General features: G+C 43.5%; 13 protein-coding genes. 5 read left to right on the top strand and 8 right to left on the bottom strand.

Features of this window, described 5'->3' with window-relative positions; translation table 11 throughout:
- Positions 1-7: 7 nt before the first annotated feature.
- The 8 genes from AC0L66_RS03055 to AC0L66_RS03090 form a co-directional block, all read right to left on the bottom strand.
- A complete protein-coding gene (locus AC0L66_RS03055) occupies positions 8-301 on the bottom strand; it encodes a D-fructose-6-phosphate amidotransferase (RefSeq protein ID WP_265676560.1) in 294 nt (97 codons plus the stop codon).
- Positions 302-698: 397 nt separating this feature from the next.
- Complete coding sequence (locus AC0L66_RS03060; protein WP_265676561.1) at positions 699-2,534, bottom strand: hypothetical protein; 1,836 nt, start codon at positions 2,532-2,534, stop codon at positions 699-701.
- An 11-nt stretch (positions 2,535-2,545) separates the two neighbouring features.
- Positions 2,546-3,817 carry a polysaccharide lyase family 8 super-sandwich domain-containing protein gene (locus AC0L66_RS03065; RefSeq protein WP_473568350.1) on the bottom strand — a complete coding sequence of 424 codons (1,272 nt, stop codon included), beginning with the start codon at positions 3,815-3,817 and terminating at the stop codon, positions 2,546-2,548.
- Positions 3,753-4,139, bottom strand: coding sequence for a hypothetical protein (locus AC0L66_RS03070; protein WP_473569180.1), 387 nt, complete (start codon positions 4,137-4,139; stop codon positions 3,753-3,755). The genes AC0L66_RS03065 and AC0L66_RS03070 overlap by 65 nt, the downstream gene beginning before the upstream one ends.
- Positions 4,072-4,887 carry a hypothetical protein gene (locus AC0L66_RS03075; protein ID WP_473568352.1) on the bottom strand — a complete coding sequence of 272 codons (816 nt, stop codon included), beginning with the start codon at positions 4,885-4,887 and terminating at the stop codon, positions 4,072-4,074. Before AC0L66_RS03075 ends, AC0L66_RS03070 begins: the two co-directional genes overlap by 68 nt.
- Before the next feature lie 10 nt (positions 4,888-4,897).
- Positions 4,898-6,253: a polysaccharide lyase family 8 super-sandwich domain-containing protein gene (locus AC0L66_RS03080; protein WP_473568354.1), complete on the bottom strand. Its 1,356-nt coding sequence runs from the start codon at positions 6,251-6,253 to the stop codon at positions 4,898-4,900.
- Positions 6,216-7,316 (bottom strand): hypothetical protein, encoded by a 1,101-nt coding sequence (locus AC0L66_RS03085; RefSeq protein WP_473568356.1) that lies wholly within the window; start codon positions 7,314-7,316, stop codon positions 6,216-6,218. Before AC0L66_RS03085 ends, AC0L66_RS03080 begins: the two co-directional genes overlap by 38 nt.
- A gap of 20 nt (positions 7,317-7,336) precedes the next feature.
- Entirely contained in the window at positions 7,337-8,290 is a 954-nt protein-coding gene (locus AC0L66_RS03090; RefSeq protein ID WP_265676564.1) for a hypothetical protein, read from the bottom strand.
- 646 nt (positions 8,291-8,936) lie between these two features.
- Here AC0L66_RS03090 and AC0L66_RS03095 point away from each other — a divergent pair.
- From AC0L66_RS03095 to agaF, 5 genes are all read left to right on the top strand, one after another.
- Positions 8,937-9,509 (top strand): DeoR/GlpR family DNA-binding transcription regulator, encoded by a 573-nt coding sequence (locus tag AC0L66_RS03095; protein ID WP_473568358.1) that lies wholly within the window; start codon positions 8,937-8,939, stop codon positions 9,507-9,509.
- Positions 9,510-9,530: 21 nt separating this feature from the next.
- A complete protein-coding gene (locus AC0L66_RS03100; RefSeq protein WP_265676566.1) occupies positions 9,531-10,019 on the top strand; it encodes a PTS sugar transporter subunit IIB in 489 nt (162 codons plus the stop codon).
- Positions 10,020-10,132: 113 nt separating this feature from the next.
- A complete protein-coding gene (gene agaW, locus AC0L66_RS03105) occupies positions 10,133-10,801 on the top strand; it encodes a PTS N-acetylgalactosamine transporter subunit IIC (RefSeq protein WP_473568360.1) in 669 nt (222 codons plus the stop codon).
- 13 nt (positions 10,802-10,814) lie between these two features.
- Complete coding sequence (locus AC0L66_RS03110; protein ID WP_265676568.1) at positions 10,815-11,630, top strand: PTS system mannose/fructose/sorbose family transporter subunit IID; 816 nt, start codon at positions 10,815-10,817, stop codon at positions 11,628-11,630.
- A gap of 13 nt (positions 11,631-11,643) precedes the next feature.
- A complete protein-coding gene (gene agaF / locus AC0L66_RS03115; protein ID WP_473568361.1) occupies positions 11,644-12,084 on the top strand; it encodes a PTS galactosamine/N-acetylgalactosamine transporter subunit IIA in 441 nt (146 codons plus the stop codon).
- The last annotated feature ends 70 nt before the right edge of the window (positions 12,085-12,154 follow it).

A 12,154-nucleotide genomic window follows, 5' to 3' on the forward strand; every position in this document is an offset into this window, starting at 1 on the left:
TCACCCCCTACACCTCAGCACGCGGTTGTTCATGTTGAGCAGAGTTTCTTAGAGAATCGCTTAGTCGGGTGTTTGGTAATTCAATGCGCATAAGGGCTCTGGCAAGGAAGTAGGGCGGTATAAGGAAAATCAGAAAGCTGTATGATTCGTGAAACAGCAATGTAGCGATGGTTGCTTCATTATTGACATAGGCAAGCACACCTAAAATATCGAGCAATATACTCAGTGACGCCAACGCGACGGAAATAATTAGCCCCAGGCCTAATGCATCTCTTAATATTGGTTTAGATAGCCTCATCATTAATCCTCATTCCTTGTTTATTTTCCTATAAGCTACTCTTCAAATACGCGGTATTTATTGAGTTGCATCAATATTCATATTGGATAAATTGCAATCTAATAGTGCGATAATTGCTGCTAAATGACTGTGCTAGATGACTTTGCGAAATAGATTAGTGAAAGTGTTTTATAGGTGAGCGGATTATTGATGTAAGGGTATAGGGCTAGCGGATCTGAGGTTGCTACACGTATTCACCGTGACATATCACGCTTACTGAGAAATCATGGCAACAAATCAGCACAGTCTAGCTGGGCTGATTTATTTTGAAGCCGTGTCTATATTGAAATTGTGTCTATGTTAAAACCGTATCTAAGCAAAGACTTAAATGGCTTAGACACGGTTTCACCGCTCGCGTTGATTACTTCCAGCCAATCGCGATATTTTTAAAATAGAACGCTTGATTTTCTACACCTGAACGCGCCGCGTCTGGACGGTATGAATTAAAGCTTGCTACCGCCCCAACATTTCCTATTGCGTCTCCTGTGACAAGCGGGTATGCCACTTGGTTAAACTCTACTCCGTTTATTGGTTTAAAGTGCGTGTCGTTATTTAATAAGCTATCGAGTGTGCCTTGTCCGCTATGTTCATCAAAGTTGAGGGTTTGTGAAATGCTAGACCAGCGATTAGGCGCCCAGTATTTGGTTGAGCCATCGAACCAAGTTAGAAACGAGGCGTTGAATTTCGTGCCCAAACGCTTGTTGTGATTGATCACGTAGTTGTGTTCAGCCAAAACGGTATTGGTTGTGGTGTCTGTTAAATAAAGACTAGGTAAAATGACAAGATCATTATTTTGACTTGCGTGTACGTCTTTTTCGTATTGTACATCGTAGGCAATACAGGCGGATGAAATGCTTGCTGATGCAGGGAAATTGACGAGTAAGCTAGTTCCATTTTCCGTATTATCCTGGCCGACTGCGCCTGCCGCATAAGTTACCTTGAGCGCAGGTTCATCCCCTAACGTGACAACACTGATGTTATTGCGATCCACAGAGAATAGCGCAGCACCGTGTTTAATATCACCAAGTTGACTTGAAATAGCGTCCATGATCTTTTGGTGGTCACTGCCTTCTAAGCCAGTAAGATCAACGATGCGTGAATGAGTAAAGCCTTGATCAGAGCACACGTTATCCGGTGTCGGATCTGGGTTCACTGGTGGCTGTTCAGGGAGTTCAACAGACTCATCTGTCCAAGCAAAAGTGATGTCTTTGATTTGTAACGTTTGCTCTAACAAATCTTCCGGTTGGTCTGCACTGTGTTTATAGTGGCGGTAAAACTCCATTAATCCCGCGAGTTGGTAATTATGCAGCTCATCAATCATGACTCGCTCGGTGACAGGGTAGAAGCCTGTACTACCATCCGTCGGGATAGCCTCCTTAGCGTTGTAGTGCATCGCCAAGCTTCCATCTTCTACCGGGAGTCCTTCAGGCGTAAAACTATTCGCTGTTAGATCAAACTGAACTAAATTCCACTGACCATGCTGGATACGAAAACGTTCACCATCTTGGGAGAGTGCTTTATTGAAGAACAGGTTATCTTTGGCATCACCAAAGCGGGTGTTCATATAGATGTAGCGGTCGGTGCTGAGTTTATAAGTAAAGCCTTTGCCGTTAGTCAGTGGTTTATTTTCGACAAGAGGATCCCCGCTGGTGAAGCCGCCAAGAAAAAGATAATCGGGTGTCCGAGATCCATCTCCGCCATAGCCTAGTGGCGTACTGAGTTGGTAGTTGTATGCTAAAACGGCTTCTTTTACTAATCCATTTGGCATCTCGACTAGAAAGCTGAATCCATTCTTAACCGCATTGCTGGCTGATGGTATACCCACGGCTTGCGGTGCAATGGTGGTCTCAAAGACGTATTCGCCATTATCGCGTTGTATCACATTAAGGTTGAGTTCATCCCAATCTCCAGCAGTAGTCATTCCCCATTTAGGCGTGACATTAAATAGGCCAGAACGAGCCGTTAACCCATTGTTGAGCTGATCTTCGATCCCCTGAACTAATTCTTGCCCTTCTAAACCCGCAAGAGGTGCAATGTCGAGCTCTATCACATTGGTGTATTGGTCACCAATATTTGGCGGGTGGCCTTCTGATGGTGGTGGTGGGATCACTGGAGGTGGATTGGGTTTATCGCTACTATCATTACCGCATCCAGCTAACGAAAGTAAAGCTGCAACTGTCAGGATTTTTTTAAACATAGAATTGTCCTTTAGTATTTAAATTCTTTTAGTGAAAAGGTGTAGGATTGGCCATCTAAGTCACCGACATCGACGGATATGATCCCGGAAGCATCGATTGACACTCGATTGTCTGCGTCATGACTAATGGTTATATTTTTATCAAGAGAAAAAGCGATGACGTGTGAAGACCATTTGGGATCGGAAACCGATACTGTCATGTCGCCATTGCCGTGTTGTTTCATCATCATGGAGAGCGGGGTTTGTGCTTCAATATTGCCGACTTTGCCACTTGTCCAGAAGTTGGCTGCGATGAGGTCGAGAGCCTGATGAGCGACAACGTGCGCCGTCGCATCATTACTTAGCACCTCAATTTCAGGGACATAGCCTGATGCGGCATTGGGTACAATGGCATACTGATAGTTGTTGTGGAGGTCGCTATCGAATGTCGCGCTGACAAAGCAGCCTTCGACTTTGCCGCTGTTGACGCCAATATCAGACCAATCACCTTGGCGACAGGTTTGTTTTACGTTGACCGTGTTGTCGGATAGCGCGATATATTGGATCGGATGTTGAGTCGTATCGTACTGAATCTCCAAACGTTCCAAGCGACCAGTAAACCCGTCAGGCCCAGAAAGCGGTTCTCCATTGACATAAATAGAGGCGTTATGAACCACTTTTCGGTTTTCAATCACGGTTAACGCATTACTGCTGCTGTTATTGGTGATGTTTGAGCCAAGCGCAATGATGTCTTGGTCGAATAAAAACCATGACTTCTTCGCTGACAGAAGATTGTTGTAGTTTGTGAAGTTGAATCCGACACTACCGTATTGATCTAATTGGCTACCACCAGACCAAGTAATCGCATCTTGTCGTCCTTCCCGTTGTTCGCTGCGCTGACCAGAACACGGATTACGGACTTGATCCAGTACAGTAATACCGGGCAATTTATAGGCATCTACCACAGGCCAGTATTGATTGTAATGATCTTGCTGGTTGTAAAGGTAGGTGACACCATCTCCGCTATACCATCCTTGGGTATTTTCACTATTAATACACTCGTAATTGCCCACTCGATTCGAATGCATGGCGATACTAAATGACCAATCAGGTCGGTGATGAACCACGCGATCCATCGCTGGAAATTGAACATGCTCACTGCGATGCGTAATGACATCAATCGCGCTATCTTCGACGATCGTTCTAGCCATTTGATACGGATAGAAAAGACCAATAGAGTCAAAGAAGTCGCCTTGTAGATCCGTGAGGATTTGGCTTTTTATGACTCGGAGAGAGCTGTTCATGCTGGGAATCCGGCGTAGAAGCGACATAAAGCAACATGGCGTTAAGAGTGGCATGCCCCAGTTTATCGTTTTGACCATTGATACGTGAAATAGCGCGTCCATTTACGCTGTCCATCATTCGCCCATTGACGAGGAAAGGGTAAAAGGACTCGAGTAGAATTGGGTAAATACGCTCTAGGTTAAGGTTATCGAGAGCAGGTAATTGTGCCGCCTCAGCAGAACCAACGATGAGGCCAAGACCTTTAATCAACTCGTTACCGTATGTACCGATGATAGGGAATGTCGGTATGTTGAATAAAGGAGTGATCGAGATAGAATCCATCACCTTGGTTCACCGTATCAATGACCGTTGACACCGATTGCAATGCGGCATCAATATCTTGGTCGTTTTTGTCTAAGATGCCACGAACCAACACGACTTGAGACGTGTCGACAAGGTTTGCACCGACAGAGGGTTTGATGTTACCTCCGACATTTATTGTTGTTGGATCGGGCACAAAGTGTCGCGTCGCTAAAATGTATTGGCTAATGAGATCGGGGTCGAGATCATCTTTCATCAGCATCAATATGTCATTGATGACTTTTGGTGTACCGATTTGCCAATTCCACCAGTTTCCCGGTTGTTCGGTTACATTTGCGTGGTAATAGTGCTGGTTTAAGCGAGTTAAACTGCTTTCTATGGTTGTTTTTAACGTCACATTACCGAAGAGATCACCTTGGGGAAGGGTGTAGCTTTTCGCCATAGCCAGTAGGCGCAAATAGTTGGCGCGCAACTGGCTATCGATATTACTTGGTGTGATCACCAAATCGGCAAATGTGCCGTCTGCTCGTAAAGGTTGGCTATTGAGCCAACCTTCTGTTTGGGTATTGAGAGTCGCAATTTTTGCTTGCAGTGCGCTGTCATACTCGAGGGCAGGATCACCAATTAAATAGTGATTCCATTTTGCTCGAAAGACTTCCATCGCTTTCTGATCTTCAGGTTCTTTTATTGGGTTGTTGGACTCTGATCCACACCCGAACAAGAGGCCTGAAATAGCGATGGCAAGCAGCGGCTGTTTGAATGATGTCATAGGATCACCATCATTTAATACGCTTAAGCGTAAAGGTATAGCTTGAACCACTAAGGTCATCGAGATCGACAGAGACCTCATTGCCGTTAGTGACTTTTACGCGCGGATCGTCATTGGTCAGTAATTCAAACTGGCCGTCGATAGTGAAGCTTCTATTGAACCAAGATCGAGTTGGATTAGACACGGAAACTTGCACGAGACCGTCGGATTCTTGCGTCATAATCGACATCGCTGATTTGCTTGTAATCGCTCCTGCTTTACCTTTACTCCAAAAATTGGCTGCAAATAAGTTGAGTGACTTATGCTCAACAGCATGCACTGACTGATTGTTCGCTAAAATTGAAATATCTTGGCTTGGTGTCGCCATACTTGGCGTGATCATGTAAGCGTATTGGTTGCGGTCTTGGTCATGGCTCATTGTTGCTTCATAGAAACAGCCAGAAACAGTCCCTTTGCTGGTGCCGATATCAGACCAATTACCCTCACGGCATTGTTTGACAATCTCGATAGGGGTGTCAGTCAGTAGTGAGTACTGAATCGTCGACGCATCGTTAGATTGCTCTTTTATCGTAAAGTGGTTGGCGATACCTTTAAAGTTGTCCGTTACTGTCTCACCATTGACTTGTAAGGATGCACCGTCTGCCACCAGTCGATTATCAATCGTCGTGATTGCAGGCGCATCACTGCTATTTTCAATATCTGAACCAAGGGCAATGATTTCATTATCGAACATGAACCATGACTTATGGGCAGACAGATCGCGAGTGTGGTTAACAAATTTCATACCAGCGACGCCATATTGGTTGAGTGCGGCACCGCCCGTCCAATTCATCGCCCCATTGCGACCATTGCGTTGTGCAGACAGTTGCCCGTCCCCAAGCTCACGTTCAATAAGTAGCGTCGTGGTACCTGGCAGTTTATAAGGGTCGACAAGTGGCCAGAATCCTTGGTGATAGCGATCGTTTGGAGTGTATAAATACGTCATACCATCAGCGGTATGCCACCCTTTCAGGTTCTCACCGTTGATGGATTCATAGTTGCCGACGCGATTGGAGTGCATGGCTACGCCAAACGTCCAGTTGTCTCGGTGGTGAACAACCCGATCCATATCAGAAAATTGAATATGGGAGGCCGTTGGTGTTGCTTTTATATCACGTGTCGCCAGCATGCTCTGTGCGAGTTGGTAGTTGTTAAAGTTACGTGATGTTTGTAGTCCATTGGTGCTGTGTAGCTGAGAAGCGATAACGTCGATAAAGTCATCACGGTATTGCTCAGGGGCGCCGTCTACGTATAGCAGCATGGCACTTAAAATAGCCTGCCCAACAACGTCATTTTGCTCCCCAGCTCTTTGATGTCGCGCGCCCATTCACAAAATCCATCATGCGGCCATTCACCAAAAGTGGCGCATAAGCTTTTAAAATGAGTGGATAGATTTTTTGTAGGTTTGGATCCGTGGCTTGCCAGGGCGTATTCGCGACTAAGCTTAGCTGCATACCTAAGCCTTGTAGCATCACTTGGCCATAGGTACCGGAGTACGGCAGATCTTTGTGCTGTATGTAGGAACCGTCTTGGTAGAAACCGTCACCCGATTTAACGTAAGGAATGACGCTAGAAAGTGCAAACACTGCGGCTTTTATTTCTTGCTCGTTATTGTCAAGTAAGCCACGAACTAATACGACTTGTGCGTTATCTGTTCGGTTCCCTCCTGTCGACTTCCAGATCATAGGCGCACTAGAATAAGGCGCTCCATAGCCTTCACTGAGGTGCGTTGGGCGTGGGACAAAGTAACGTGTGGCATCGACATAGTTGCTGACGATTTCGTATGGAATGTCATCGTATAAAATGACCAGCGTATTATTGACGACACGTGAGATACCTAATTCCCATTGCCACCAGTTACCATACTCTGGCATACCCACGTGATAAAACTCTTCATTAAGGAACGCCAATGATTCGACGAGAGTTTCCAGTAGTGCCGAGTTTCCTTCTAGTTCACCACCAGGTAATTTATAGGCGCGAGCCAGTTTAAATAGACGCTGATAAGTGGCGAATAGTGGTACACCGAGAGTTTGGCGCCCATCATGTGATTTGATATCTAGTGGTAAGTCGTCCCAAAGACCGGTTTTCTCTATACGAATGGTATTTAATAGTTGTTGAGCGTGTTTATTAATCGCCACAATTTCTGTTTGTTGCTGCTTAGTGGTCGCTTCACTTGGATCGCCCAAGAAGTAAGTTGCCCAGCGATGTCTTAGTTGAGAGAGTAGCTCTTGCTTAGAGGCCACGTTATTTAAAGACGCTTGCTCAGACGTTATTGGTTGCGAAGCCGCCGTATGGTTAGGTGTGGTTGATTCTGCCAAAGCAGGCTGGCTTATACTGAAAAATCCTATCGCCACAGAAATGGATAGCATTGAAAGTTTGAATTTTTTCAAGAGAGTATTCCTGTCTTTGGTTAGAAAATATATTGGACGCCGAGTTTGGCAAAAAACTTATCACGATCAGGTAAAGGTTCGATCGTGCCATTGGTGTAATACTCGTTGTTTTCAATTTGGTAATAGGTTTCGTAGATGACATTCCATTTACCTGAAATACCAACGTTGCCAAAGACGCCAGCACGACTATAGTTTTTATCTAGTGTCGTTCCCCATCGTTGATAGTCGACATGTGATCGCTCAGTGACAGAGCGCCCTAATCCCAAGCGCATAAATGGATTAATGGTGGCACGCCCAATTTTGTGGCTATACACCAAACGAAACTGCCAGTAGTCAACATCATAGTTATTTTGGAATTCATCGTATTCGGTATAAAAGCTGGGACGAATGTAAGAGTGCGAATTGAATCGATGCAGTAAACCAAAATCGAATTCATAACCCCAGTCGGTGTAATCTTGCGCTTCACTGTCGCCGGAGCGTTGACCTCGACCATCGCCTAGGTAGACATGACCATCGAAGAAGAAACGGTTTTTACTGTCAAAAAAGTACTCTACCTGAGGGTAAAGACGGTACTCCACTTCATAGCGATCGATGGCGTAGCCGTTGTAGCGCACCCCAACCCCAGGACGAAAACGCCAATCACCAACGCGATTGATTTTTGTGTAGTGAAGTTCATAACGTTTATCCATAGCGGTGACAACACCGTTATTAAACAGATCTTTATTGATGTACTCTTTGGAGAAGTATCGCCCCCAAATATTCCACTCATTACTGCTTGGTGAATGGCTAAAGCGAATATAAGGTACGTAGTTGGTTAGCGAAGCGTACTTATGCTCCTTTCCTTTCTCGTCGGTTACGTTGTAGTACTCTTCGTATTCGGACCCTATTTCTACGATAGTTTGGGCAACCAAAGGTGTAGTAGCGATAGCAACCGAGACCCCTAGAAGAGCAGCGGTATAAGCACTAAGTTTCATTTTAATCCCTCAAATGGAGCTATTGATTGGGGCAATAGTAGCGATGATTTTTATTACGGCTACTGATATTTTCATTTGTTTTTATGTTCATCACAAAAAATGAAAAAATGGTGGTATTTTCGCCACAAATGAAAAAAACGCTATTGAGTGACACGGAGGATGGGCGGGAGGTTAACAAAAATTGGTTTTAGAAAGGCCCTCGCCAAAAATGGAGGTGTAGTATTAAATTTAAGCGTTAATGGGCGATTTGTTGCATTTATACGCAACTAATGACAAAAAAATCCGGATTTTGTTACGATATGTTCGGCTATGCGATATTGTGTGATTGAGATCAAGAATGCAATACAAAGGGTTTGTTTGGTGTTCTGACATGATGCAGACTTCAATCAAAATGAAAAAGAATGAAAATTAGGTGTGAAAGAGCACCCCAAGAGTTAGTCATGACAACAGCACTTGAAAGAAGAATGGAAATAGCCAACTTAGTTGGTGTACGCGGTAAAATGCATGTAGACGAGTTAGCCGAATATTTTAATGTGACTTAGGTGCAACCATTAGAGCCGATTTACGCTTTTTAGATGACAATGGCTATATCGTACGCTCTCATGGTTATGCTTTAGTTAACCGGACGGTACTTTCTCAACTCGCCATGTCTGCGACATCGAAGAGGCAAGGAAAAACGTCGGATTTCGGTGAGCTAATTGCTAATACTGTGTATTGTGGGCTCGAAGAGCGGAGTACTGTATTTATCGATAGTAGCTCGCTAATTAGAAAATCATTACGCCATTTAACTGATTTAAAAAGCTCGACGATTGTTACAAGAGATTTAAACTTAATACAAAGCTTACCACAGATAAAAGATAGTAACTTCTTTGTTACTGGCGGACGAGTGAATACCGAACTCATGAAAATGACGGGTTCACATATGATTAGAAGTTTAAAACAATATCGCTTTAATAGCGCTATTGTAAAAGTGAGCAGCTTTAACCCTAAATTAGGGGTGTTTGCACGCAGTGAGTTTGATGCAGATATGATTCGTTTATTATGCGAATTATCTGAAAAAATTATTGTCGTCGTCGAATCAGAAGCATTTAATAATAATGATGCGTTTTGGGCTTGTGAACCAAGTAATATCGATATGGTGATAACTGATTGCAACCTAGATGATGAAGTAGAGGATTCACTAGCGTTGAATAATGTAAGAATAATCAAGTTAATCTAATATAGTAAATAAGGGAAAATAATGGCTAACATCGTTCTAGCTCGTATTGATGAGCGTCTCATCCATGGGCAAATTCGTTTGCAATGGGGTAAGCATTCTGGCGCAAATACTATTCTTGTCGCAAATGATGAAATCGCGCAAATGGAAGCGCTTCAAGCGCCATTTAAAGCCTCAGCTGGTAGCGATTTTTCTGTGCTATTTAGAACGATTGACCAAGCTATTACCAATTTACCTAAAGCCGGACCAGACCGAAAAATATTAGTACTTTGTAAAAACCCAACAGATTTTGCAAGAATTGTTGTGGGTGGAGTGGAATTACCTGAAATAAACATTGGTAATATGCATTTTCATGAAGGTCGCACTGCTGTTAATAAATATATTAATGTTGACAAAGAGGACATGCGTGCTTTTGAAGTACTTAGTGAGAATGGTAGTGTTTGCACGCTACAACATATGCCTGAAAGTTCAAAAGAGTGCATTTTTGAAGCAACGAAAAATCTTGTGATTTAAGGTATTTAATATGTTGATGGAAGCAGTATTAGTCGCTATTTGGGCGGCGTTATGTGGTATCGATAAATTCGATATTTTCACAGGTATTCACAGACCATTAGTTACCGAGTACAGTGGTTGGATTTATTCTTGGCGATTTACAAATGGGGTTGATCGCTGGTGCGACATTCGAGCTAGCTTGGCTTGGTCTCGTCTCAAACGCGGGTGTTCAACCGCCGGACACCACGATAGGCGCTATTGTTGGCACCATGTTTGCGATAAAGCTAAATATGACCCCTGAAGCGGCCATTGGTATGGCAATACCTTTTGCTCTAGCGATGCAAACTTTGGTTATTTTCCTATTTACTTCATGTGCACCTATGATGCAAAAGGCGGATCAATACGCAGAGGACTTAAACCTCTCAGGCATTGATAAGCTGATTTATATTGGTCTTAGCGCTCGTGCACTACTGTACGGTATCGTTGGCTTCTGCGCGATTTACTTTGGTGCGACTGGCGCAACGTTTATCCAAGAATATTTACCAGAGAGTATTGTGAGTGGTATGGCCATCGCGGGTGGCATGATGCCTGCTGTCGGTTTCGCGATGTTACTGCGTACTATGTTTAATATCGCTATTCTGCCGTACTTCTTCTTAGGCTTTGTATGTTCTACGTATTTTGATATGCCTATCCTTGGTGTGGCTTTAGTGTTTACGTGTGTGGCGATTCTAGATTATATGAATAACAAGAAAGCGGACACTCCTCAGGTTGCAAACGCACAGGTATTTGATGATGAACTGTAAGACAAACATAAATATGAATGCAGATAGCTACCAAGATAAATCTGTAAATAAGGTTATTACTAAAAATGATCTTTGGAAAATTGGTTTCCGTGGTTTATTGATGGAAGGTAACTTCAACTATAACCGTATGCAGGCTGGTGGTTTTTGTTATTCGATTAGCCCGGCGCTTAGAAAAATACACACTGATCCAGAAGACCTTAAGAGAGCGCTAAAAAACAACTTACAGTTCTACAACGCTAACCCTAAGCTCTTTACTTTACCTCTTGGCCTTGCTATCGCAATGGAAGAGAGTAAAGAGAAGCCATCGACTATCGCGTCTGTGAAGGCTGCGACGATGGGGTCGGTTTCTGGAGTAGGCGATGCACTCGACCACTCGGTGATGTTACCACTGACGCTAGCTATTGGTAGTTCAATTGCGCTGCAGGGCAATCCACTTGGTGTTTTGGTATTCTTTATTCTCTACCAAGCCTACCGCATTCCAATGTATTTCTGGCTGCTATTTTTGGGCTATAACGCAGGTGTATCGGCATTAGAGCGCTTGTCAGATCATGCGGAGAAGCTTGGTCGAGCTGCGAATATTGTTGGTCTCGGAGTGATTGGCTCCATGGTAGCGAAATACGTTAAAGTCGAAACCGTGATTGAATTGGAGGCTGGCGAGACAATGATTAGCCTACAAGAAGGGATGCTGGATAAGCTGATTCCGAACTTGTTACCTATGCTCTTAGTTTGGTTAATGTATTACCTGGTTAAGAAAGGGAAATCACCAACGGCATTGATTTTTGGAACGTTATTTGTTGGTGTCGGTGGTCATTTATTGGGTATTCTTTAATTAAGGTTGAGTTATGATTGGTATTATAGTTTCAGGGCATATTAACTTTGCCTCCGGTATGAAATCAGCAGTAGAAGCGATTGTTGGTGAACAAAGTGGATTAGAGTTTATAGATTTTGTGCCACCAATGACGACCGAGCAACTAGAAGCATCTATGTTGACGTCGATTGAAAAAATAAATAGTGGTTCAGGCGTATTAATTCTAACGGATGTTCCAGGTGGTTCACCTTGTAATCGCGCTGTCTCTATTATGCTTAAACGAGATGACGTAAAAGTTATTGCTGGCGTTAATTTACCGATGATTACTAACGCCTGTTTTGAGCGCGATGGTGTAACAATAAATGAACTCGTAGATATTGTTTCGGAAATCGGAAATGAGTCGATAAAAGACATGGAAAAAGAACTAGATCAACTTGAAAGTAATAATTCTGACACGTTCGAAGATGAATTATAATTAACAAAGCTTAAACTATTAATTTGGTACGACTGAATTTAATCTAACTCCCTCCTATTTAGATTATCTT

Source organism: Vibrio sp. GJ43-1 (assembly GCF_055808835.1).

Excerpts from the sequence above, each read along its gene's own strand:
- AC0L66_RS03055 (WP_265676560.1), bottom strand. The coding sequence starts at position 301 with ATGATGAGGCTATCTAAACCAATATTAAGAGATGCATTAGGCCTGGGG.
- AC0L66_RS03060 (WP_265676561.1), bottom strand. The coding sequence starts at position 2,534 with ATGTTTAAAAAAATCCTGACAGTTGCAGCTTTACTTTCGTTAGCTGGA.
- AC0L66_RS03065 (WP_473568350.1), bottom strand. The coding sequence starts at position 3,817 with ATGAACAGCTCTCTCCGAGTCATAAAAAGCCAAATCCTCACGGATCTA.
- AC0L66_RS03070 (WP_473569180.1), bottom strand. The coding sequence starts at position 4,139 with ATGGATTCTATCTCGATCACTCCTTTATTCAACATACCGACATTCCCT.
- AC0L66_RS03075 (WP_473568352.1), bottom strand. The coding sequence starts at position 4,887 with ATGACATCATTCAAACAGCCGCTGCTTGCCATCGCTATTTCAGGCCTC.
- AC0L66_RS03080 (WP_473568354.1), bottom strand. The coding sequence starts at position 6,253 with ATGGGCGCGCGACATCAAAGAGCTGGGGAGCAAAATGACGTTGTTGGG.
- AC0L66_RS03090 (WP_265676564.1), bottom strand. The coding sequence starts at position 8,290 with ATGAAACTTAGTGCTTATACCGCTGCTCTTCTAGGGGTCTCGGTTGCT.
- AC0L66_RS03095 (WP_473568358.1), top strand. The coding sequence starts at position 8,937 with ATGTCTGCGACATCGAAGAGGCAAGGAAAAACGTCGGATTTCGGTGAG.
- AC0L66_RS03100 (WP_265676566.1), top strand. The coding sequence starts at position 9,531 with ATGGCTAACATCGTTCTAGCTCGTATTGATGAGCGTCTCATCCATGGG.
- AC0L66_RS03110 (WP_265676568.1), top strand. The coding sequence starts at position 10,815 with ATGAATGCAGATAGCTACCAAGATAAATCTGTAAATAAGGTTATTACT.
- agaF (WP_473568361.1), top strand. The coding sequence starts at position 11,644 with ATGATTGGTATTATAGTTTCAGGGCATATTAACTTTGCCTCCGGTATG.